We start from the raw sequence: 23,658 nt of genomic DNA, 5'->3' as shown, positions 1-23,658 counted from the left end.
TAAACCTATTCCAGGACTAACACTTCACCTGTAAACTTTTTTCAGGACGAGACACGGACTTGAAGCACGAGCAAATGCTCGCGCTAGAGAGGGAAGAGAATGAAGAAGAATCCACTAGATAAATCAAGGTTTATGAGAAGAAATCAAGTATTTTTTCATATGATTATTTACTTCTTTTCTTATGTAAGTTTATTCGTTTACCCCGTTGGATACCAGTTGATTGCCCTGATTCTAACGCTGGATATGCTATACATGATCGTTCAAGGTAACGTTAAAACAATAAGAAAGTTGGCCACCTTTATTTTAATGGCAGAATTAATAGTAAGCTTATACTTAATTATTGCAAAGTTATTTCCGGCTCTTGAAATTCGTTATGTTCATGGAATCGCAGCCATAATTTCTGTGACTTTTATAGCAGCCTATTTTATAATTTTCCCTTTTGTGTTTCTTTCTTTATATAGAACTATAAAAAGAGGAAATCTTTAGAGTTTCTTCCCTTTCTATCGCAAGTGTCAGCTATTACGAGGCGTCCCGCCTAATTTAGCCCAGAGGGCTGAAAAAAGCTCACACTCGCAGGATGCGAGCGAGAGCGCGGTTCCGGGTGGATGACAATATCGTTACAGAGATTGGCGACATTGGAGATGCACTGGATGCACTGAGAGATGAGGAAGGCCAAAGTAGCTACCGAAATTCCTTATCAGTCATTATAATATCACTGCCTTTACTGACGTGTTATTGCCTACGCTGGCCGGAAACGCGGGATATGTAAGTACCATATTAAGCCAAAGCACCCATTTGGATATACTCTGTGCAGATGCTAATATCAAAAACCAGGTAATGACCACCGTAACGGATGAAACATGGGTTTCTGCTTTTGCTGAAATGGATATATTTGGGTTGCTCCAGATCATCTTTGACCAGCAACCAATGGAGCAATAGCGGCTCCCTGAGCATAAATAATAAAACTAACTTTGGCTACGATCCTAATGGAAATATCCTGAAGCTGATGCGAAACGCTGTATACGTGACCCGCCTGGCCCGCCCTGAAGAATTGAAGGGTACAGTGGTGTGAGAGGCGCTGCGGTGGGCTTAACGGCTCACCGGCCGTCTCAATTATGCCCAGTGCTTTTTTCCATCCAATGGTTCAGGCTATAAAAAACTTCTTTCAATGGTTGAAGATGTTTCAAAACTTTTCCAATAATGAATTTGGCAGCATTGATAAAAAAGGGATACTCAACTCATATTTTACCTCATAATAATTGACGCCAAGTTGCAAGTTCTTATAATATAATGGTCTGTTGTCCCAATAGTTTTTCTCTGATGTTATAAACCAAGAATTGTCTCCAAGTTTTTTTGCTAAAAACCACTTCTCAATAAGTCTGGTCGCTCTGCCATTTCCGTCAATAAATGGATGAATATTAACGAACACAAGATGAATTAACGCAGCGTAATAAAATACTTCAGTTGTTGTCAATTTAGCTTTGAGCAAAACCGAAATATCAGCAAACAACTTTTCCAATTCCTTTTTAACAAATTCAGGTTCAACAGCTAAGTAAATCAAACGTCCATCGCTTCTTACCCCAACCTTTACTTTTCTTATTTTTCCACGCTCCTTTTTAACAAGGATAGATGTAGTCAAAATTTCGTGTGTTCTTAAAATATTCTCAAGTGTTAATTCATTTTCTCTAGCAAATTGATAAGCAGCGATGAGGTTCTCAATTTCTTTTATCTCCTTTGTCTTTAAATGCAATTTGAACTCACTGGCTTTTAAATAGGTGTCAAAACTTACTGTGTTGCCCTCAATGTTAGATGAATGCACTGCAGAATTTGCGAGATAAAATTTGAAATCTTCAATTGATTGTGGCTTCTTTTTTATAGAAGCAAAAGCACTCTCAATATCAATTTTTAGTTGCTTTTTATACCCATCAAATAAGTCTTGTCTTAATATTTTTAGCTGCAAATTCATTGTCCAAAGTTAGTTAAATATGTCGTCTAAAAGTTCGATTTTTTGTAGTCAGCTGTGTCGCTTGAATGTCGTGGTAGCATTGGGCACAACGAGTTTATATCCACTTTACCTGAACCCGGGATTTCGCCCCGGCTTCGAGGCCAAATGTAGGTAAATTTCTTTTCAGATATCCAACTCGTCCAGCGGATTTTTGATCTGGTCTATTCCCTTGGTGGTGATGTGCGTGTATATCTCGGTGGACTTGCTGCTTTGATGACCTAAAAGTGACTGGATATAGCGCAGGTCTGTCCCGTTTCCCAGTAGGTGCGTGGCAAAGCTGTGGCGCAAACCAGTACAGTGAAACGCCTGATGAAGCGGGGGTATGAGCCATAACTGGATTGCTACCTACAAATAGCTCCGCAACTTAATGAACCGTTCCGATAGCTATCGGAATGGTGTGAGAGGCGCTCCGGTGGGCTTAACGGCTCACCGGCCGTCTACTCAATTGGCGTGTCGTTATTTATTATTTTGATTTTCTTCTTTCTTCTTTTTTTGTTCCAATTCTGCTTCTGTCAGAGGAACTTCCATTAATGGACTATGGCTAACTTGTCCATTATCTAAATATTTGAGTATGTAACCATATCTCACAGGGCCATTAGATCTGTTTAATTTGGAAGCTATTAATTGAATGTAATCAATGTCAGGAGTAGTTTGTACAAGATCCAATAGTTGTTTTCCAATTTTCGTAAATACTAATACTTGCAGTTGTTGTTGGGGTTTGTTTATCTCCTTGTCTTGTATGACTATAGTATTGCCGACAATTAGTACAGTTTGTCTTGGTTGACCCTCCGTTTTTGCAAGTTGAATTTGTAAATCATTGGCAGTCAGAAAACCTAGTTCTTCTAAAAGCAGTCTGTCATTGAAGTTAAGCCCATATTTTTCTTCCATCAACTTTTCATTTTTGAAATTAAGAATGAAGCTATTATCTCCTGATTTTATGTGCAATGAAGCGAACTTCATAAATACCTGAGCTTCTTCTTTGGACAAATTTCGTAATATGTCAAGTGTTCTTAATGAAAAAGATTTTGGTCTTTTGACTTCTCCTGCTAGAATCCTTGCCCATAATTCTTGCATTTCCTCATTTGATATATCCTCCGCATATGAAAAGAACCTAGTTGTCCAATCTTCATCAACTGGTTCATCAGATACTTTACTCTCATTTTCTAAATTTTGGGCAGCCTTTTGAGTAATGTTTTCAATATTCTTCTGCTTCTTCTGCTCTTGAAATTCAATCCTGTTTTGCGTCCTTTCCTCTAAGGTTAATTCGTTTTGCAATGTCTTTTCGTCTAGAGACATCAAGCTTAATTTTTCATCATCGAAACCTATTTTCTTCAAGTCCTGCTGATTGTCTTTAATTGCTTCCGCAATGACTTTAATTTCATATGCCTTTGCATCTGCAGTTTTCCTAATTAAATAAGGCTTGCTCAGAGCACCAATACCTTGAGAAACTACTTCAATAAGCTTTTTTAATGGCTCGCTAAGCCCTGTTAAATCTTTTATTTCCATAATATTTCTCTATGTTTTGTTCTAATGCACGCCAACGGTTTGCGGCTTGGCGAAGGTGGCGATTTTCACCACAAATGTTGATGCGGAGAACCAAACTTTGATTAACCACAAAACTGTCTGCGGAGCACTGAACCGCCACTTTTGCCAAACCGCTGTTATATGCCGCTTTTCTCATTTCTTTAATGGTGCTGGTTTTGGTCGTCCGTGTTCTCTATATTTTTTTACAGCTTCATTCCATTGCCAAACCATTCCGCTGTCCGCTGGTGCAACTCGTCTATTACCCTTAACCTGTCCATCGAAGTGTCCGTTGTCGTCAAATTCAAAAGGTTGTGAAGCACTCAAAATGTCTGATAGGTCAAATTCTCCACCTGCCAACTCGTAATGTCCGTCTAAGAAATACCACATAACCCAAAATGCTTCTTCTTCCGTCAAGTTGCTATAAGCAAAGCTGTTGTCGGAAATTTCGTTTGGCATTTTTATTCCGAGTTCTATTTGTTCACAATGAATTCTTATTAGCTGTCTGTTTTCAAAAAAGTAAAGAATGTCGTCTCCGTCATTTGGTTTTGGTTGAGGAACAATGCTGTCATTAACTTCTCTTGCTGTTGATGGAAAAAATGTAATTTCTCCTAAACAACAATCGTCTTCATAAACGCTTTTTTCATCTTGTTCAATAACTTTCAAAAAGGTCACGCCTTTATGTGTCAAAACCAAACTTGAAAATTCTTTTTCGTCAACCCAGTCACCACTTGATTTTTTCCAATGAAGTTTAATTTCTCGGTCAGCAACTTTGTAGTCAAAACCAACGAAGTCAAAATTGTTATGTAGGTCGATATGTCGTCCTGCAATTTCGATAGCGTGATTGTCTTTTATGTCGAAGTTTACTTTCATTGTCGTGTCGTCCTAAAGTGGCATATAACGAGTTTATAAACGCAATTGCGTTTATATCCACTTTACCCGAACCCGGGATTTCGCCCCGGCTTCGAGGCCAAATTTAGGTAAATTTCTTTTTCAGATATCCAACTCGTCCAGCGGATTTTTTATCTGGTCTATTCCCTTGGTGGTGATGTGCGTGTATATCTCGGTGGTTTTGGTGCTTTGATGGCCCAAAAGTGACTGGATATAGCGCAGGTCTGTCCCGTTTTCCAGTAGGTGGGTGGCAAAGCTGTGGCGCAAACCATCACTGTGAAACGCCTGATGAAGCGGGGGGTATGAATCATTGCTGGAGTGCAACCAACAAATAGCTCCGCAACTTAATGAACCGTTCCGATAGCTATCGGAATGGTGTGAGAGGCGCTCTGGTGGGCTTAACGGCTCACCGGTCGTCTACTCATTATCGGCTTTTTCATTTTTTTAACATTATCCTTTCAAATCTAAATGAGTTCTCATGCCCAAATTCATCTTCATAAATAAGCAAGCCATCAACGTCTTTAGGAATCAGTTTAATTAAATCGTTATATGCATTCTCAACACTGAAAAATGGCAAAATGGTTTTCACATGAATCATATCAAAAAATACTTTATTAATTGCTAAAAGAACCTGACCGTTTAATCCTGTTATACCATCTTGTCCAAATTTATCAATTAGCTTCTGCTCTATTTTACTTGAAAAATGTGCATCATCTTGATGTAGGTCAAAAAATCCATTAAGGTCTAATTGTTTGTTAGGCATATAAACCTCAAAATGAGTTTCATTATTTTTATTGTCTGAAATGCTAATATCTACATCTCTGTTCCTTCCAGTATTTGATTGTTTAAATTTTGTTTCAAACTTGATAGAAAATCCAGATTCTTTTAACTTATAAGCCAAAGACAACTCACTAAGTGTCGATAAAAAATTCAAATTCTCTATGTTTTTGAGTTTGTCTTTAAAATTTTTGTTAGTCTTCAGTTTTGGAAAACTTTCCAAATACAAATCGGCCTTTTTAAATAGCATCTTATAATATGCAAAAAGCGTATCATCAAGTGATTTATCAATGCTTAATCCAATCAAAACAGAAGTATTTAGTAAGTTTAATTTGGAATTTTCACCAATAAGCATATCTCGAAAATCTGAACTTTTATTTAGTTTATCTGTCCATGTAGTAAAATCTTTTGTCTCTATTATTTTTTTCAATGAAGGATACAGATTTATTGCACATTTAGAAAAAATAATACATTCAGTTACGTTCTTAAAAATTTCCATATCTCATCAGTTTACTGCACTGTCTTTCTTTAAATTGCCGATAGCGGTTTGCAGTTAAGAAACGTGGGGCATTAAAAACCGTATCGTTCTCGGCTGGGAAAATGTTTGAACCAAAGTACAAAATGTCTCGCTACCTGTAGGTACCCCATGTTTTTTAGGTGCTGTTGTAGCCAGTGCTTTTTAATCTATTATGTCTTTGTCAATCGGGTATTTCCCTATTGATACTAATAGTTTTTCAAACCAATTCTCCTCTGTTGCTTTTAACCAATGTATTCCTTTAAACTCTCTTGGTGGTGTGCATTCGTCAAGTAGAATGGGAATTATATACCTTTTTCCTGAGGGTCTCAATGAGTATTGGTCAAGTGCGTATTTGATTTCCTTGTTCTTGTAACCGACTTTGTCAATGGTCTTGGATGACAAGAATACCAAAACGTAGTCGGACTTTTCAATGGCCTCTTCAATTTTTGCTTCCCAGTCGTCTCCTGGTAGGAGGTCTTTCTCGTCAAACCATGTCAATACGCCATTGTCGTGCAAGTCGTTCATAGCTAACTTTACCGTTTTCTTGTCCTCTTTTGCGTAAGAAAGAAACAGGAGGGTCAAAGGAAGAGTTATTTGTCTGTCTATGATTTGAAGTTCTCCGAGCTCAAACCATTTGGAATTTCCGGGTATTTTATACTTGGCAGCAAGATGTCCCGGCTTTGCTTTTTTGTACAATTGTAGTTTTAGCCAATTTGGAACGGGTTTACCATTTTCTATTCCTATTACACTTATCTCACTTTCCATAATCTCATATGAGTCTATTTCTTCCCGGTTTATGTATTTCACATATTTTTGTAGGTCTTGGTTTGATACTGTTGTTCTAGCTTTGAAGAATGCGTAAAAGTCGTCCGACTTGTCCCAGGGAAGAAAAGCAATTTGTGTCTTTTCAAAGATTTCATTATTGGATTGAATTGGTAAAAAACCAATTTGACTACTACCGTTTTTAAGTTTGATTTTAACGGCTTTACCATTCAATGTCGATGAGTTAAGTTCTTTCATTTTTGCATTGACTACAACGTTTTGGCGCTTGGCGAAGGAGCGGATTTCAAAGCACTAAACTGTTTGCCACCCCAAAACTTGATACGAAGATATAAACTTCATATAACCACTGAACCGCCAATTTCTTGTAGGTGCTGTTAGCTGTAGTTTCTCTTTCCCATTTAATGTGTCAGAATTCTGTTAACCAAGTTTCTCTTTGATTTTCAATTTAGCTTCTTTGACTTTAGTTGCTGCTTCATCAGCGATTTTTTTTGCTTGGTTAGCCTCATCTTTGATTTTACTCAAAGAAATATCTTCTCCGTATAGGAATGCCTTAATATCTTTTAAATAATAAAGTTTCCTATTCATAAATCCGATTCGTATGGTTTGAATAATGCTGTCAACAATTACTTGGTCAGTTTGCGATACGTCCCCTTTAATGAGTTCAAGTCTACTTACTAATTTATTGATGTCACTTAAGATGTCGTCAATTTGTGGTTTTAACTTCTCAAGTTCACCTTGTTGACTTAAATTAGACAACTTTGATATTTCTGTTGCTAAAAGTAATTTCCCTAAAGCGATATTGTCAATGTCTTCACTTGCATAACCTAACTGTCTGTAAATTCTTTTCAGTTTTTCCTTGTCTGAAATATTCGTCAACACTTTGTCAATGTCAGAAAACCAATTAATGAATTTGGTAACTCCGTCTGTGTAGTCAGAGGGAGTTTGCCCAAAACTACTGGAACTGGTGAGAGAAATTATAAGTAATACAATTGCAGATTTAATTTTCATTGCTTTTATTTTTTAATTGTCTGTAATAAACGAAAAAGAAAAAAATACCAATTAATAGTATCAACGTTGGTTTGAGTAAGTCGGCTTTATTTGTTTTCATGAACCCTCTGTCTAAAATGTCGATAAAAATGTCAGATGTTTGAAAGAAGAAATAAATAGAAAAAAGGATTGATATTGTCCCAAGTAATAGAAGTAAGTATTTCATATTGGTTGTCGTTTAAAATTACATCTAACAAGTTTATAAACGCAATTTCGTTTATATCCACTTTACGTGAACCCGGGATTTCGCCCCGGCTTCGAGGCCAAATGTAGGTAAATTTCTTTTCAGATATCCAACGCGTCCAGCGGCTTTTTTGCTTTCCGCATTATCGGGCAGATGCCAAGCCTTGTAGGTTTAAACGCAATGCTGAAATAAAATATCGAATATCGGGAGTTTTGCTATCCTCCTCAGTTAGCCCGCTTGTAGCGAAGCGCAACGCGTGCGATTTTTTGGCGGATGTGAGCAAGATTTCTGGTTTTTGGGAACCTTCCTTACCGGCCCCACTCTGACCACAATCTTTTTTTACCTGCTGACATAAGGCTGTCACCTGCCCGGTTTAGGTTTGCTGCAATCATTTAAATCACAAAAAGCAAATTGACATGAATCAAGCACAGCAGGACGTACAGGTGGCGAGCGTTATCACCGCATCAGAACTTTTGGATCATTGGCAGGGCCACAGAAATCTTACCCGCAGGGTTATCGAAGCTTTTCCGGAAAAGGAGCTTTTTAGCTTTTCGATTGGGGGCATGCGCACTTTTGCAGCCCTGAGCATGGAGTTGCTGGCCATAGGAGCACCGGGCATAAAGGAAATTGTAACGGGCAAAACCAGCGAGCTACGGGAGGAGATTGACCACGGAAACAGCAAGGCCGAAATACTGCGGTTGTGGGACGAGGCTACGGAGGAGATTAAGGAGCATTGGCCTCAAATTCCGTTATCGCGGTTTCATGAAAGCATCACCCCCTTTCTATCGCAAGTGTCCGCTTGTGATTTTCAGGTTGGGATTTCAATCGCAACGTGTTACTTCCAGATCAATCGAAGAGCATTGTTATTACTAACACCCTATTCAAAACGGAGCGCCTTGAGAGGCGTAATGCGCGTGGCAAGCAACGAAGGCAGCAGCATAATGAGCGAGCATACGATGATGGTTCCTGCATTGATCAGGAAAATATCCAGGAAGTTAAAAATTACAGGGACTTCAGATACGTAATAAGATTCCTGGGCCAGGTGGATGATCTGAAACTCGTACTGAAGCCACATAAGGCCCAGCCCCAGAATGTTGCCCAGCACAACACCCAGTATTGACAGAAGCAAGGCGTTGTAAATGAATATTTTGCGAACAGAATAATTGTTTGCACCCAGCGCCTTCAACACCCCGATCATTTGTGTTTTTTCCAGGATCATGATGAGGAGGGCAGTGATCATGTTGATGCTGGCCACAATGATGAGCAAGGGCAACATAATAAGCACATTGATATTAAGCAGGTTGAGCCAATCGAAGATCTGGGGGAATAGTTCTTTGATGGTTTGGGTATCCTGGTAGGGAGGCACCATAAGCCGGATCTGAGCATTCACCTCTTCCAGGTCATCCAGATCATGGAGCAGCACCTCATATCCACCGATCATATTTTCATCCCATTCGTTCAGTTGCTGGATATGGCCAATGTCAGCCAGCACAAATCGCTCATCAATCTCTTCCAGCCCTGTATCATATATCCCGGCCACGGTAAAGCGTCTCACCTGTGCGGCCCGCCTGATGAAGTAGGTGATCACCCGGTCTCCGGTATCCAGCTTCAGCTTGTCAGCAATAATTTGCGAGACCACAATATCGTTGGAGGCTGCTGAATCATTGTACCGCACCGGGTGGCCCTTTACAAGCTTTTGCTCAAAGAACTGCCAGTCATAATGTTCATCCACGCCTTTCAGGATCACGCCTTCAATTGCCTCATCTGTCCGGAAAATTCCCGGAATAAATGCAAAGGATTGGACATGACGCACTTTAGGCATGCTGTCAGCTTTGCGGTAAAATTCTTGACTTCTCTCTATAGGTGTGTTCTCGAACGTGCGGTTTATTTTTGCATGACTCACCTGGATGTGAGAACCGAAACCAATTACCTTATTTGTGATCTCGCCCTGGAATCCTTTTACGATAGACACAGAAATAATCATAATGGCCACGCTAAGGGCGATGGCCGATACGGCAATTCTTACAACCAGTTTCGAGAAGGTGCGTCTGGAACGGAAGGAAATCCGTTCCGCTACATAAAGTTCAAAATTCAAATCCGATGAAGTTTCAGCGTGTAAAATTACTACTGTTTATTGCTTTGCTTGTGGCTCCGCTGCAAACTTTTGCACAAATTGGGCTGGGAGCGGAGCAAACCGCCAAATATCTGCCCGCTCTTACCGGAAAAAAAGTAGCACTCGTGGCGAACCAAACTTCGCTGGTGGGCAGCACGCATCTCCTGGATACACTGTTGTCGCTGAAGATAAATGTGGTAAAGGTGTTTACTCCCGAACATGGGTTTCGCGGCAATGTCTCAGCAGGAGAGAAGGTGAGTTCCACAGTGGATGAGAAAACTGGCGTCCCGCTGGTATCGCTCTATGGAGATAATAAAAAGCCCTCGGTGGCCCAGATGCAGGATGCAGATGTGCTGGTATTCGATATTCAGGATGTGGGCGCACGTTTTTATACCTACATCTCCACCCTCCACTACGTAATGGAGGCATGTGCTGAAAATCAAAAGTTGCTTGTGGTCCTGGATCGTCCGAATCCTAACGGCAGTTACATAGACGGGCCGGTGCTGGTCCCGGCATTCAAATCATTCGTAGGAATGCATCCCGTACCGGTAGTCCACGGAATGACGATGGGCGAATATGCGCAAATGATCAATGGAGAGGGCTGGCTCGCCAATGGAAAGAAATGCAATCTTCAGGTTATTCCGTTGTTAAACTACACCCATTCCACAGAATACGACCTTCCTGCTCCTCCATCTCCAAACCTTAAAAGCAAAGAGGCAATTTGCCTATATCCTTCCCTCTGCTTTTTTGAAGGCACCAATGTAAGCGTAGGCCGGGGAACCGATACTCCTTTTGAGATCATCGGACGGCCAGGGTTTAAGGCCGGCAATTTTACCTTCACGCCAAAGAGCATTCCCGGAGTGGCTGACAATCCGCCTTATGAAGGGAAGCAATGTACTGGGTTCAGCCTCACAAATTTTTGCCGGGAATACATTATGCCTTCCAGAGAAATTTACCTTTATTGGCTTACGGGTTTTTACAATGACAGCGAAGACAAAAGCAAATTCTTTAATGGGTTTTTTGACAAATTAGCGGGTACTGACGAATTGCGCAAACAGATAGAACGCGGAGAATCACCCGAGGATATAAGAAAATCGTGGCAACCTGGCCTCCGGCAATATGATGAAATGAGGCAAAAGTATTTGCTTTATCCGTTGTCTTGATATATCCACCCCGATAGCGTATCTCTTTCGCAAGCAGAAAAAGGAATGGAAGCCGGTCTTCCAGCAGAAATGTATTGCTACATTGGGCTTGAAAGGGAATTGAGTTTTTGCTACGGCTCATACAGGAAAACGAAATTCGAAACTGATAAATAGAACTGGTATCAAACCTGAAAGCCGAGTTAATTAGGCAAAATATGCCCCCATTAACTCCATCTAATTCGAGGAGTATAAAAATTAACACGATGCCTTATAAATATTTGCCCATAGAAAAAATTCAAGATCGAATCTTCACCATGCGGGGCGTGCAGGTGATGGTTGACCGTGATTTGGCAGAGATGTATGAGGTTGAGGTAAAACGGTTGAATGAACAAGTAAAAAGGAATATTGACCGCTTTCCTGAAACTTTTAGATTTCAACTGAGCAATAATGAAAAAGATGAACTGGTCGCAATTTGCGACCGGTTCGAATCACTAAAACACTCTTTTCATAATCCTCACATTTTCACAGAACAAGGCGTTGCTAAACGTAAAAATGAGGTAGCGGCCGCCATCTACACCAAAACCATAAGCGTTTAAAGACATAGGAATAAAAATCCCTTAATTGGAATGTGAAGCCCGGATTTACCAATTTATTGAAGAATTTAACAGGTCGTTTAAAATAAATAAAAATATTCTTATTCAAATATTAATTTAGCCTGCCAGCTTTGCCCCAAATTGTTTCGAAGCCGCAAAAGATAAATTCCATTGGCCAGGCCTTCCCTGTCCATCCTTAACTCACCGGGTTGTTCCTGCCTCCACGTTCCCACGATCTTGCCTTCAGGGCTGTAAAGTTCCACAGTAGTTGGTGCAAACCCACTTTTATCGAACAGGAGGGTGGCATGGCCTTTAGCCGGATTGGGAAACAGTTGGACGGCAGGATTTGCCGAAAGCGGTTTGTTCATTCCAGTTGTAAATTCTACGATCAAAGTGTCGTCATATATATTGACACAATCTGTAATCAATCTTAATCGAAATGGAATAGTGTCTTCTTGTGAAAACTGATGTGTGAACTTCCGTTTCCCGGCATCTGCCCCACCATTGCCTGTGCCGATGCCGTCACCGCCACTCCATTCCACAAGAGCACCCGGGGGATTAGACCCGGTTATTGAGAATTCGTATAATCCCATACCCAGATCGGTAACGGTATAATGGGCTGTCGGAAGCGGTTTTACTGTTATCCGGTAGGAGCGGATGATATTGCCAGGAAGAGGGCACGCATTGTCAGTGGCCTGCAAAGTAAAGAAATAAGGTGAGTGTCTCACGTCAGACTCCTTCGGGGTCCAGGAAAAAGTTCCGGTAGGCAAGCGTCCTGTACTCACAGTAAAGTTGGCCCCGGGAATGCCTCCATCCCAGCGCATGAATACCGTATCAGTGGATGGGTGAGATGAGTTTATCGTAAACGAAATATTTTGCCCCGGACAAGCTTCCGTACTGAAGTTTGTGGATCCGTTTATTCCACTGAGGATGGGTAAATCGTTTGAAGGGCAATTTATCACTGTTACCATCAGGTCTCTTACGCGCTCACCAATTTTAATCTGATTGCGATATTCTTCAATCCGGTAGCTGATAATGGCACTTTGCGCCTGCTGGGGTCTGAATGCGAGGGTGCCATCAGCAGCATCAAGATGGAATCCCCGGCAAAGCGGAGGATCGTATGGGAAGGTCGTATTGGGGAAGCCATTGTAGTATAGGGGTGTCTCAGCCGTGTAAGGTGAGTGATAAGTAACATCCTGCGTGGGTGATGACTTAGCCGAAACAAGGGAATATACCAGCGAATCACCGTCCGGGTCCGGGCCATTGCCGTAAGACATAAAGCATTGCCCTGCACAAATAAGTGTGCTGCCAAAAGGTCGAAGTGTGGAGGTTGAGTTGCACGGTGCTACTGCTTTGTCAATAGTGGCATATAGGTAAATACCATCATTTGCCGGCCCGGTAGTAATTGCTCCGGAACGCTTGCTTTCCTGCCAGTTAAACGTCCATTTGTCACATGCTTGTTGGCTGAGATCAAGAATACCGGTAAGCCGGTATTCCGTAAATCCATAAGGCGCTGAGCACCCAGGATCGCTACATCGGTTACAGGCACCCTCACAATATTCGGTGCGATCAGCAGAATCCTGCACGGAAAGCTGGATGGAAACTGGTGAAACAGCACTACATTCCGGTGTGGCCGTCAGCGTTTTGCTGAAGGCCAGCGAGCTGTTGCAGTCGGCTGTAACGTGGAGTGTGATGTAGAAACTATCCTGCCCAGCGCAGAAATAGTCAATGTAGCCCCCGGCTATTCCGGGTTGTGCCTGCAAGTGGGCAAAAAAGGATAAAGAAATCAATGTACTGCAGATGAGCAAGATCTTTTTCATAAGGGGAGGTATTAATTATAAAGGAAGATAATGATGTTTTTTTATTATGCAAATCCTTTTGTTTTAATTTCTTACGTGCCTGTTTCGCCCTGATGAAATTTTCGAAAAGGGAAAGAATAGATTAACGGTAAACATAGAATCTGGTAGTCTTATTCATTGTTAATTTTGCCACGTTTTAAACTTAACCGCGCTTCATTTATGAAAAAGATTCTTTCTTCACTTGTCCTGTTATTGCTGATTGTTTCTTTAGCCATCAACTTCCTGTCTTTCAGTGAAAAGTATAAGCCCGCAGCCCCGGAATCGCTGGGAAAGGTTACTGAAATAAATGGCATTAAAGTCTTTATGATGTCGGAACCTGCAGCGCCTTACGAGGAATTATCACGTATTGAACCTTTTGCGTTAACTATCCTCAGATCTCCGTATGATTGGGCTTCCAAATTTGCGGAAATGGCAATGAAAAGGCGCGGTGACGGACTTCCTGTTGAAGGGGTTATCTATAAAAGCGGCCGATCAGCAATCCTGATCAGGTTCATTGAGGAAGGCGAAAACTGACGATACAGAGGAAACTCCCGTCTTGCAGCGTAAAGTTTCAGGTATTTCATTCCCGCGAAGCCCGGAATCCTTTATTTTTTGTTATAATACTTAGCAAACAAAAAAAGCGGTGAATGCGGCTATGACAGGCCGGTTTTTTCAGCGCTGTGGCATAGTATTTATTAATGGCGGCCTGCACCGGCATTTCATCCACACGGTAGTTGAAGGAATGTTTCGGGCTTTCACTTAAAAACTCAGAACTCTTCTTTTATGAAGCAACTTAGGAATATTGCGATCATTGCTCACGTAGATCATGGAAAGACTACGCTTGTTGATAAAATGCTCATGGCAGGCCAGCTATTTAAAGCACACGAGAACCCTGGCGAGCTGATCATGGACAGCAATGATCTTGAGCGGGAACGAGGCATTACTATTCTTGCCAAAAACGTTTCCGTAATATATAATGAAGTTAAGATCAACGTAATAGATACACCCGGCCACAGCGATTTCGGTGGTGAAGTGGAGCGCGTACTCAATATGGCTGATGGCGCATTATTGCTGGTAGATGCCTTTGAAGGTCCGATGCCGCAAACCCGGTTTGTCCTCAAAAAAGCACTTGAGTTGGGCCTGAAGCCAATCGTGGTGATCAATAAAGTAGATAAACCCAACTGTCATCCTGACGAAGTATTAGAGCAGGTTTTTGAACTGATGTTCAATCTGGATGCAACGGAGGATCAGCTTGATTTCCCCGTGGTTTATGGTTCAGCCAAGGAAGGATGGATGGCTGCGGATTTCCGTAAGCCTGCGCAGGATATTACTTACTTGATGGATACGATCATTAAGCATATTCCTGCGCCAAAGGTGGAAATGGGCACGCCACAGATGCTGATCACTTCTCTTGACTATTCATCCTTTGTAGGACGGATTGCCATCGGGCGTCTTTACCGTGGTACACTGAAAGCTGGGCAGGCGGTATCTCTTGTAAAAAGGGATGGGAGCATTTCAAAAGGAAAGATCAAGGAATTGTATCTCTTTGCCGGTTTAGGAAAGCAGAAAGTCCAGGAAGTAGATGCCGGAGACATTTGTGCCATCATGGGCCTGGAAGGTTTTGAGATAGGTGACACTGTGGCAGACATCGAAAACCCGCAGTCGCTTCAAACCATCACGATTGAAGAGCCGACAATGAGCATGCTCTTCACCATCAATGATTCTCCATTTTTTGGCAAAGAGGGCAAGTTCGTTACCTCCCGTCATATCAGGGAAAGACTGGAGAAGGAACTGGAGAAGAATCTGGCGATGCGCGTGGAACCCACAAACTCGGCTGATGCTTTCAACGTATTTGGCCGGGGCGTTTTGCATCTTGCCATTCTCATTGAAACCATGAGGAGAGAGGGCTATGAATTGCAAATCGGACAGCCACAGGTGATCATAAAAAATATTGATGGCCAGCGCCATGAACCGGTGGAAGAATTGACTATTGACCTGCCGGATGATGTATCAGGAAAAGCAATAGAAATGGTAACGCAGCGGAAAGGAGAAATGCTGAGCATGCTGCCGAAAGGAAATCGTATGGTACTGCAGTTCGAAATTCCATCAAGAGGAATCATCGGTTTGCGAAACCAACTCCTGACAGCGACTGCCGGGGAGGCGATTATCGCACACAGGTTCAAAGAATTTCAGCCTTACAAAGGTGATATTCCGGGCCGCAAGAATGGTTCGCTCATCAGCCTGGAGCCTGGAAAGGCAATCCCATACTCGCTGAACAACCTTCAGGACCGGGGCCGGTTTTTCGTAAATCCAAGCGAGGATATTTATGAAGGGCAGGTGATAGGAGAAAATACCAAGCCGGGCGACCTTGTGGTAAATATTACGAAAACCAAGAAGCTCAGCAACATGCGTTCATCAGGCGCTGACGACAAGGTGAAGCTGGCTCCGGCCATCAAGTTTTCCCTGGAAGAGGCACTTGAATATATTCAGGGAGATGAATACGTGGAAGTAACGCCAAAATCATTGCGCATCCGCAAAATATACCTGAAGGAGGTCGAACGCAAGCGCTCAAAAAATACGGTGACCGCATAAGCTCCTTCTCTTGTAAACACGCGGTTTTTTAACAACTGCAATTTTAGTTTACTATATTCTTTATTTAATTGATTAAATATATTAATAAAAAAGCCACCCCTTTTAATTATCAGGGGTGGCTTTTAAATAACAACCAAAAAAAGCAAAGCAAATATTTCTTTAATTATTACCGCATTCACCTTCCGTCCATTTGGTAACGCCTGCATTTTCAGCGTAGCAGTCATTGCTATAGGTTTTCCCATCACAACCACATACGGGTGCATATATTTGATAACAGATGCCATCCGGGTTAATTCTGGATTTATCAATGCAGTCTTCATTTTTTGAACATCCGCTAAAAGCCAGAATTAAAATGGCAGTAAAAAACAAATTTGAGGTTCGCATAGTAAATTAATTTTTGGTTGGTTCTCTTTTATGACGTTTTATTGGAGTGATTCGTTGCAGGTAATGTAAATTTTTTTACTGCTGTTCTTTTTTGAAATTCTCATGGCATTCCTCTATCCTGTCCGCGATTTCAAGCTGTGAGGCAGATAGTACAAATTCGTCTTTTACATCGCAGAAAGCCATGAAGGCAGTAAGCCTTTCACCTTCCAACCCTGTGATCCGGGTCACATATTCGCGGCTGTATTTGGCGGTTATCTGAGCTGCTCTTTGATCCTCTTTTTGCAGTTTGCCGAGCTTTTTAATTTCCCGGTATTGTTTGCTGAATTGATTGTAAAGCAGCGAAATAGGACCTTGAATAGCAATGCCTCCTGCAGGATCCTGCGCCACTGCGCCTTTCTTCATACCGGGAATTTGCAATGGACTATAGCTTGTGGTATCAGGCAGATCAAGGTTAATGAACTTTTGGCGAAATACAAGCGGATTGTCTACGCCATAAAACGTGGCCTGCCGAAGTTCGTAAAGCCGGGGCTTCAGCAGAATTTTCACCGGCTCATTTTCTTCCGATTCCTTTGCTACCAGTGTATCTCTTTCGTAGCCCACTATTGAGAAAACCAATGAATCGCCTTCGCTTACCTGCAGTGAAAAATATCCGTTTTGATCGGTTGTGGTACCGGTTTTTAAATTAAGATTAAGAATGTTTACATCGCGGAGCGGAAGGAGGCTATCAGCAGAAATGACCTGGCCGGAAAGCCTGAAGCCCTGCGATATATTAAAGAATTGAGCGGTGGCTTCCGGCATGGATATCAGCAGAAACACGGCAGCAAGCCCATGCCAGATATGTGGAAGTTTCAGGCGCTTCATGGAAAGGTCATCAGATCAGAAACCGGCAGCGTTACGGAGAAATTGCCATGCCGGTTGACAGGGGTTACTCCATTCGTTTTAAAATGGAAGTGTCGTAATCAACATTCCAAAAGCTGGCAATTTTTGATAAGGTTCTTTTTTCCTCGGGTTCAATTTTATTGTCTGCCGAAACAAGGTCAATAGCAAAATTAAGGAAATGCACACGCTGATCATGCGAGGACAGCATATTGAAACCTTTCACCAGCTTCTCCAGATATTCCAGTTGTTGCGATTGAGGCAGCTCTGACAGCCTGTCGTTGAGCTCTTCCAGATTAATTTCCTGGGTATAGTTTTCTTTTATAAAATTAAGGATCACATCTATTTCGTTCTCCTCATATTCTCCATCCACAATGGCCAGTATCATGAGTATTTGATAGCCTAATTCTGCCAATTCTTTTTGTTTCATTCTGTTTTTAATTTTGATTAATTTTTTCCAAATATTTAATGCCTCTACAACGTCATTTTTCGCCAATTAGTTGAATGGTAAAATTGGAACAATTACATACAGGATATTTCTTCTGTAAGAATATAGAAGATTGTGGCTTCATTGCCGTTGCTCCTCCGGCTTAGCTTCGCTGCCAACTATTGAAAAACTATACAGTAATGAAAATGCACAATCACTATCTTTCAATTGTACTGCTGGGATCGGCCCTGCTATTCGGTGGGAGCAAATGCAGCCAGCACGAAGAGTATCGCGAGTACATTTACAACCGGTGGGTACATTCCTACGAGGAAGATACACAGCAGGAGCGCTGGTTCCGCCCCGCAGGATCTGATTTACCTGAAGCAGAGAGCGGAGAGCGGGAGGAGTTATATCTGAAAAAGAATGGCAGCATCGTGTTCCACCAGATTTCGCATGAAAATGAAATAGTGAAGAAAACCGGCCTGTGGACGGCTGAAGACAGTACTCACATCCGCGTGGTTACCGAAGAAGGAGATGCATTTGTTCTTAAAATTGATGCTTATAACGAGGATATAATGATTATCAGCAACGAGAAATAAGGGTGTCCTTTAGCTCAGCCATAACCAAGACACCACAGATGTTCCGACTTATTCTTATTCTGCTGATGGTAATCTGTTTATTGCCGGCAGCGGCTCAAAATATATTTCAGCCTTCAGGCAAAGTAACACTTCACGGTAAAGGAGCGGACACAGGCCCGAAAGGCTATTCCCTACCAGCGCCTGTTCCTGCTACCAGAAACTGCCAGGCAGTGGAAATTTGGGAGGAAAAACATCTCAAGTTTGCTGATCTTGAAAGTGCGGCTGAATTCGAAAAGGCCATTGCCGCTCAAATCCAGTTGCAGCAGAACTCCGCCAATAAGGATGGCCAGGTACATATTATTCCGGTGGTGGTGCATGTGGTACATAATGGCGAAGCAAAAGGCACCGGAGCTAATATTTCATTTGACCAGATAAAATCGCAGATTGAAATCTTAAACGAGGATTTTCGAAGAAAAGAGCATACGCCAGGATTTAATGGCCATTCGTCCGGGGCTGATACCGAAATAGAATTCGAACTGGCATTGCGCGATCCGGAAGGCCAGGTACTGACAGAACCGGGCGTAAACCGGGTTAACGGTAATCACAGTTCCTGGAACTCAGTGAGCCAGATTGAGCAATTATTGAAGCCTGCCACACAGTGGGATCCGGAGCAATATCTGAATATATGGTCCGTCAATTACGGGGGTGCATTAAAAAATAACCTGGGTTACGGACAATTTCCAAGTGTTAGTAACTTACCAGGATTGCCTCAAATTGCCGGTCTTGCTTCTACAGACGGCATCGTGATCCGATACACCGCGTTTGGCAGCGAGGGGAATGTGGCTGCTCCTTACAACCAGGGCCGGACACTTACACATGAATTGGGTCACTGGCTGGGCCTGCGCCACGTCTGGGGCGATGGTGATTGCAATTCGGATGATTATTGCGATGACACGCCAGTTAGCAGCGAACCCAACTATATCTGTTATTCCCGCTTTAATACTTGCGCGAACGATTCCGGCTATGATATGGCGGAGAACTATATGAATTACACTCCGGATTCATGCATGAACGTTTTTACGCTCGATCAAAGGGCCCGGATGCGAGCGGTGCTGGCTATTTGCCCCAGAAGGAAGGAACTGACGAACAGTGAGGTTTACCTTCCCATATCGCGCCCCACAGCATTTTTTGAGATGAACAGAAACAGCATTTGCGAAGGAGAAAGCGTGAAGTTTACTGACCGAAGCACGAATCAGCCGGATACCTGGGAATGGACATTTTTTAATGAGTTTGGACAGACGGTGGCTACTTCAACTTTTCCGGATCCGCAGATCATGATCCCGGATTATGGCATTTACAGTGTGATGTTGATAGCCGGGAATTCCTTTGGCCGGGACACAATTTACCGGGAGAATAATATTACGGTATTAAAGGCCGGACAAATGACCTTGCCGTTTTATGAAAATTTTGAAGAGCAAGACGTGCTGCCTGGCTGGCTGCCGTACAATCCTGATAACGATCGTACCTGGCAATTCGATGGAACGGCAAGCGCTGATACTGCCGGGAATTGGAGTATTTATTTTGATAACTATGATTTCATTTCTGATCCTTATGGGAATGTGGATGTACTCATCAGCAACCGGCTGAACCTGCCTCCCGATTCCACCGCATGGCTGACTTTTCAGGTGGCGTATGCTCGTTTTAGTGAAGACTATTCTGATACACTGGCGCTTTATTATTCGCTGGATTGTGGTCAGACTTTCCTCCCGTTTTGGCGCAAAGGCGGATCCGACCTTGCCACCACCACTGACGAAACACAGGCTTTCCGTCCGCAGCAGAACGAGTGGCGAAAGGAGCAAGTATCTCTGGGATTTTTAAAAGGACAGCCATCTGTCTACCTAGCAATAGCCAATTGGTCAGGCTGGGGAAATAACCTCTACCTTGATGATATTAGTATAAAATCGGAAATAGGAGCCTTGAAACCGGTGGCTTCATTTCTTCTGAAAAAAGATACAGCCTGCGCCAATGAGGCAATTTTGTTTTCTGACCGCTCAGGTAATTTTCCAAGTGAGTGGCACTGGGAGTTTCCCGGAGGAATTCCTGCCACATCCTCTTTGCAGCAGCCGGTGGTACGGTATCAGGCTCCGGGAAGGTATGCGATGAAACTGGTGGTGAAAAATGCAGCCGGTGCTGATTCCATTCTCCTTCAGGATGCTATCACTATCGCTGAACCTCCCGCTCTCACTATCTCAGCCTCTGACAGCAGCCTCTGTCAGGGAGATTCGCTGACCATACAAGCTACAGGCGGGTACGACCATTACTGGCTCGATGGACGTGGTAGCATTATTTTCTTTGGTCAGAAGATCAGATTGCAACCTACAGTTGATCAGACATATTCAGTATTTGCCGAAAATCTTTATGGCTGTCCCGCCAGTCGCTCAGTAGATATTACCATAAAAACACGACCGCCTCAACCGGAGATTACACGGCTGGATGATCTGCTGGTTTCAACTCCTGCTTCATCCTACCAGTGGTGGAAGAACGGGCAATTATTATCCGGAGAGACAGGGCAAACGCTTCAATTGGTGTCTTCTGGCAGCTACCAGGTGGCAGTAGTAAATGTGCAAGGCTGTACAAGTTTTTCTGAACCTGTAACGGCCTTTCCCACGGGCATTGAGGAACAACCCGATCTGGAATGGTTTATAGCAGGAAACACGCTGAATATCTGGTTAAAGAATTGGCAGACCTCCCGCGCCAATGTTGAAATTTACCATGCAAGCGGAAAACTCATCCGGAAACAGGAAATATCCCACAGTGCCGCAACTTTTACTTTACCCGAAAGAGCCTCCGGATTATACCTGATCCGCGTTTATTCCGATGATCAATGGCTGGTAAAGAAATTCCTTCTGGGGCAGTAATCCAATCCTGATTCAGGTCGGTCATTGCTGCTCCTCCTTTTCCGGTGTTCGCTTATTTCATCTTCACCTCTTCATGTTGCCGGCAGAGAATGTTTTTGCTTCCAACAAAAATTCATTCATTTTATATTCAGAAGCCGTCATGTCCGGATAAAAATTCTTACGTAGTAAGTTGTATTTTATCAAAAATGCGTAAGTTTAAACAAAAAAAGGATATGAAAAAAGGCTACAAAATCCAGTTGCAATTCGATCTCCCTGCCTCTCCTGATGATGTTTTCAACGCGTTTACCAACTCTGAACTCATACAGGTGTGGAGCAAAAAGGAAGGCTTTGTTGAACCCAGAATAGGAGGGAAGCTCTCTTATTTTGACGGACAGATCAGCGGGATTGTCAAGGAGTATGATCCCGGTTATTATCTCGGCTATACCATTCGCGAAACCAACTGGGCGGATGACTGGGAGGATTCTATGGTGGAGTATAGTTTTACTCCAAAAAAAAACGGCTCCGGTATCCTGATCCTTCACCGGGACCTGCCCAATGAAGAGGCACTGGAGAAGTGGGAAGTTACCTGGAATGGCTTAATGATTCCGCAAGTCCGAAGCTTATTTGAACTCACCTATTGATCCTGGTTTAAGGCAGGATTTTCAGGGCCGCTTCCAGGACTACCTTCTTTAAGATTGTTGAAAAAACGAGTGGTAGGATAGGCAAAACCAATGTCACTGGCCTGCTGGAATTTTTCCAGAATTTCTTCCCAGATCACTTCTTCTGTGCCACGTCTTTTCCTGGGATCACAAAGAAAACGCAGCGTAAGGACCACGCCAAAATCTTTTACCGTTGTGTAAACTATGGGCGTAAGCTTGGAATAAAAGATCATGTACTTCTGGGAGGCTTGCCGGATTTTTTCCTCAGCAGGCTTACTCAGGTGTTCGGTGCGGGTTTCCGCTATGTCCTGCAATATTTTCTTGGCCTTTCTCCAGTTGCTTTCAAAGGTGATCCGTACGGGTACTTCATTCCAGATATAGCCGAAACCCATCGTGTAATTGGCTTGGGTATGAATGAAAACCTGTCCGTTGGGAATATGAATGATCCTTCCCGTGCTTTGGTCAGCGTCTACCCAGTTTCCTATTTCCACAAGAGTGAACTGGAAAATGCGGATATCAATGACATCGCCCGCAACGCCTGCAATTTCAATCCTGTCGCCCACAACAAAGGGTCTGCGCCATACGAGGAAGGCCCAGCCGGCCAGGTTCACCAGCGGATCGCGCAGCGCTATGGCGATACCTGCCGAAAGCAATCCGAGATAAGTGGCAAGGGAGGCTAATCCCTCAAACCAGATCTGGATAAGGATCAGCAGCCCGATCAGGAATGTGAGATACGTTGAGGTTTTGCGCCAGTGGTATTGAACTTTAAGGTTCTTCTGATGGCGAAATACCACCGCAAGCAGTGTCTGCCTCAGGACGTAGAGCAGCACCAAAATGCCCGCAGTGATCAATATTTTTATCTGCGATTCGGAATTTATGTGCAGCACCTGCTGCAGCCATTCCACCCATTCATTGAACATTGATTCTCGAATCACTTAAAAGAGCCGGAAGTTAGTATTTCTCCACCGGGTTCAGGTAAGCCGGGATTATGGCAGGCTGTTTTTGAAATCCTGGTAACGTTGCACATGTTCCTCCGTACCTGTACAGCCTAATTCCTGTTCCTTCTCTTCAATTTTTTCAACCCGGTTTTCAGGATTTGGGTGCGTACTTAAAAACTCAGGAGGTCGCTGGGAATCATCCATCCGCCTGAAAAAGTCAGCCGCTCCGTCTGCCTCCAACTCAGTAGGACACAGATAGATTACGGAATATTCATCAGCATCAGACTCCGCGCTCCGGCTGAACTTCAACTGGGCCAACTGAGCAGCAATGTCAGAGATGGCATTTTGATCTGTTCCGAGCACTACATCAAGCATAAACTGAATACCATAGATCTTGGTGAGTTGATCAGTGACATGCCGTCTGTCAGCATGGGCAATCTCATGTGCAAGCACTCCTGCAAACTGATCCTCAGCCTCCAGGAACTTGATGAGCCCGGTATAGACATATATATAACCTCCAGGTGCGGCAAAGGCATTCAGCACATCATCATCGTGGATGATCTTCATTTCCCAGGTAAACCTGTCTTTGTAAAATACCTTTCCGCTGTTCAATATATTATCCCGGATCCTGTGCAGGTGGGCATAAGCTTCGGGATATTGCCCTTCATCCAGAATTGGGAATTCCGCAGGGCTGTTGTTGATCTCCTCGCTGGTTTGCTGTCCAAGGGAAATATCATCTTCTACAGAAAATATATTGAGCGTATTATCGTCCGGGTTGTCATTGCAGCCAAAAAGCATTGGTGCCAACAGCGCAAAAATTAGAAATATTTTTTTCATGAATTTTGAATTTTAAAATTGAGAACCAACTCTATAGAAATTAAAAAAGCAACCTACTT

Annotated in this window: 25 protein-coding genes; 10 read left to right on the top strand and 15 right to left on the bottom strand. The window is 42.9% G+C overall.

Annotated features, from left to right (window positions below; all coding sequences use genetic code 11):
• Positions 1–99: 99 nt before the first annotated feature.
• From WD077_01305 to WD077_01295, 3 genes are all read left to right on the top strand, one after another.
• On the top strand, positions 100–486 hold the full coding sequence (locus WD077_01305; protein MEX0965847.1) for a hypothetical protein: 387 nt from the start codon (positions 100–102) through the stop codon (positions 484–486).
• A 91-nt stretch (positions 487–577) separates the two neighbouring features.
• Entirely contained in the window at positions 578–769 is a 192-nt protein-coding gene (locus tag WD077_01300) for a hypothetical protein (GenBank protein ID MEX0965846.1), read from the top strand.
• Positions 770–853: 84 nt separating this feature from the next.
• The gene (locus WD077_01295; protein MEX0965845.1) at positions 854–1,072 is read left to right on the top strand and encodes a hypothetical protein; all 219 of its coding nucleotides are present in this window, start codon (positions 854–856) and stop codon (positions 1,070–1,072) included.
• A gap of 111 nt (positions 1,073–1,183) precedes the next feature.
• Here WD077_01295 and WD077_01290 read toward each other — a convergent pair whose 3' ends face one another.
• The 9 genes from WD077_01290 to WD077_01250 all read right to left on the bottom strand — a co-directional run bounded on the left by WD077_01290 (position 1,184) and on the right by WD077_01250 (position 9,820).
• Positions 1,184–1,966, bottom strand: a complete 783-nt coding sequence (locus tag WD077_01290; protein ID MEX0965844.1) for a Fic family protein — start codon at positions 1,964–1,966, stop codon at positions 1,184–1,186.
• A 162-nt stretch (positions 1,967–2,128) separates the two neighbouring features.
• Complete coding sequence (locus tag WD077_01285) at positions 2,129–2,329, bottom strand: tyrosine-type recombinase/integrase (protein MEX0965843.1); 201 nt, start codon at positions 2,327–2,329, stop codon at positions 2,129–2,131.
• Between the two features lie 132 nt (positions 2,330–2,461).
• Positions 2,462–3,511: a DUF2806 domain-containing protein gene (locus WD077_01280; GenBank protein ID MEX0965842.1), complete on the bottom strand. Its 1,050-nt coding sequence runs from the start codon at positions 3,509–3,511 to the stop codon at positions 2,462–2,464.
• Positions 3,512–3,682: 171 nt separating this feature from the next.
• A complete protein-coding gene (locus tag WD077_01275; GenBank protein ID MEX0965841.1) occupies positions 3,683–4,399 on the bottom strand; it encodes a hypothetical protein in 717 nt (238 codons plus the stop codon).
• A gap of 120 nt (positions 4,400–4,519) precedes the next feature.
• Positions 4,520–4,741, bottom strand: a complete 222-nt coding sequence (locus WD077_01270; GenBank protein ID MEX0965840.1) for a tyrosine-type recombinase/integrase — start codon at positions 4,739–4,741, stop codon at positions 4,520–4,522.
• Positions 4,742–4,853: 112 nt separating this feature from the next.
• Complete coding sequence (locus WD077_01265) at positions 4,854–5,693, bottom strand: hypothetical protein (GenBank protein MEX0965839.1); 840 nt, start codon at positions 5,691–5,693, stop codon at positions 4,854–4,856.
• 180 nt (positions 5,694–5,873) lie between these two features.
• Positions 5,874–6,731, bottom strand: coding sequence for a toll/interleukin-1 receptor domain-containing protein (locus WD077_01260; GenBank protein MEX0965838.1), 858 nt, complete (start codon positions 6,729–6,731; stop codon positions 5,874–5,876).
• A gap of 180 nt (positions 6,732–6,911) precedes the next feature.
• The gene (locus WD077_01255; GenBank protein ID MEX0965837.1) at positions 6,912–7,502 is read right to left on the bottom strand and encodes a hypothetical protein; all 591 of its coding nucleotides are present in this window, start codon (positions 7,500–7,502) and stop codon (positions 6,912–6,914) included.
• A gap of 1,100 nt (positions 7,503–8,602) precedes the next feature.
• Positions 8,603–9,820 (bottom strand): FtsX-like permease family protein, encoded by a 1,218-nt coding sequence (locus tag WD077_01250; protein MEX0965836.1) that lies wholly within the window; start codon positions 9,818–9,820, stop codon positions 8,603–8,605.
• A gap of 5 nt (positions 9,821–9,825) precedes the next feature.
• Here WD077_01250 and WD077_01245 point away from each other — a divergent pair, with 5 nt between their 5' ends.
• Positions 9,826–11,001, top strand: a complete 1,176-nt coding sequence (locus WD077_01245; GenBank protein MEX0965835.1) for a DUF1343 domain-containing protein — start codon at positions 9,826–9,828, stop codon at positions 10,999–11,001.
• 242 nt (positions 11,002–11,243) lie between these two features.
• A complete protein-coding gene (locus WD077_01240; protein MEX0965834.1) occupies positions 11,244–11,576 on the top strand; it encodes an ORF6N domain-containing protein in 333 nt (110 codons plus the stop codon).
• Between the two features lie 98 nt (positions 11,577–11,674).
• Here the strand turns inward: WD077_01240 and WD077_01235 are convergent, their stop codons facing one another.
• A complete protein-coding gene (locus WD077_01235) occupies positions 11,675–13,393 on the bottom strand; it encodes a T9SS type A sorting domain-containing protein (GenBank protein ID MEX0965833.1) in 1,719 nt (572 codons plus the stop codon).
• Positions 13,394–13,591: 198 nt separating this feature from the next.
• Here WD077_01235 and WD077_01230 point away from each other — a divergent pair, with 198 nt between their 5' ends.
• Positions 13,592–13,945 (top strand): hypothetical protein, encoded by a 354-nt coding sequence (locus tag WD077_01230; protein ID MEX0965832.1) that lies wholly within the window; start codon positions 13,592–13,594, stop codon positions 13,943–13,945.
• Between the two features lie 249 nt (positions 13,946–14,194).
• Positions 14,195–16,003 (top strand): translational GTPase TypA, encoded by a 1,809-nt coding sequence (gene typA / locus WD077_01225; protein MEX0965831.1) that lies wholly within the window; start codon positions 14,195–14,197, stop codon positions 16,001–16,003.
• 159 nt (positions 16,004–16,162) lie between these two features.
• Here typA and WD077_01220 read toward each other — a convergent pair whose 3' ends face one another.
• From WD077_01220 to WD077_01210, 3 genes are all read right to left on the bottom strand, one after another.
• Entirely contained in the window at positions 16,163–16,387 is a 225-nt protein-coding gene (locus tag WD077_01220; GenBank protein ID MEX0965830.1) for a Kazal-type serine protease inhibitor, read from the bottom strand.
• A gap of 75 nt (positions 16,388–16,462) precedes the next feature.
• Entirely contained in the window at positions 16,463–17,248 is a 786-nt protein-coding gene (locus tag WD077_01215) for a carboxypeptidase-like regulatory domain-containing protein (GenBank protein MEX0965829.1), read from the bottom strand.
• Between the two features lie 64 nt (positions 17,249–17,312).
• A complete protein-coding gene (locus tag WD077_01210) occupies positions 17,313–17,693 on the bottom strand; it encodes a TerB family tellurite resistance protein (GenBank protein ID MEX0965828.1) in 381 nt (126 codons plus the stop codon).
• 197 nt (positions 17,694–17,890) lie between these two features.
• Here WD077_01210 and WD077_01205 point away from each other — a divergent pair, with 197 nt between their 5' ends.
• From WD077_01205 to WD077_01195, 3 genes are all read left to right on the top strand, one after another.
• Positions 17,891–18,289: a hypothetical protein gene (locus tag WD077_01205; protein ID MEX0965827.1), complete on the top strand. Its 399-nt coding sequence runs from the start codon at positions 17,891–17,893 to the stop codon at positions 18,287–18,289.
• Between the two features lie 38 nt (positions 18,290–18,327).
• Positions 18,328–21,186: a M43 family zinc metalloprotease gene (locus WD077_01200; protein MEX0965826.1), complete on the top strand. Its 2,859-nt coding sequence runs from the start codon at positions 18,328–18,330 to the stop codon at positions 21,184–21,186.
• Positions 21,187–21,398: 212 nt separating this feature from the next.
• A complete protein-coding gene (locus WD077_01195) occupies positions 21,399–21,806 on the top strand; it encodes an SRPBCC domain-containing protein (GenBank protein MEX0965825.1) in 408 nt (135 codons plus the stop codon).
• Here WD077_01195 and WD077_01190 read toward each other — a convergent pair.
• Together WD077_01190 and WD077_01185 are read right to left on the bottom strand one after the other, a co-directional pair.
• Positions 21,800–22,759, bottom strand: coding sequence for a mechanosensitive ion channel family protein (locus tag WD077_01190; protein ID MEX0965824.1), 960 nt, complete (start codon positions 22,757–22,759; stop codon positions 21,800–21,802). The genes WD077_01195 and WD077_01190 overlap by 7 nt on opposite strands.
• A gap of 51 nt (positions 22,760–22,810) precedes the next feature.
• Positions 22,811–23,599, bottom strand: coding sequence for a M48 family metalloprotease (locus WD077_01185; GenBank protein ID MEX0965823.1), 789 nt, complete (start codon positions 23,597–23,599; stop codon positions 22,811–22,813).
• Positions 23,600–23,658: the final 59 nt, after the last annotated feature.

The sequence above is a fragment of the Bacteroidia bacterium genome (assembly GCA_040880525.1).
In the GTDB taxonomy this organism is placed as follows: domain Bacteria; phylum Bacteroidota; class Bacteroidia; order CAILMK01; family JBBDIG01; genus JBBDIG01.
Note: the sequence above shows the minus strand (reverse complement) of the source record. Positions and strands in the feature narration are given on the sequence as shown.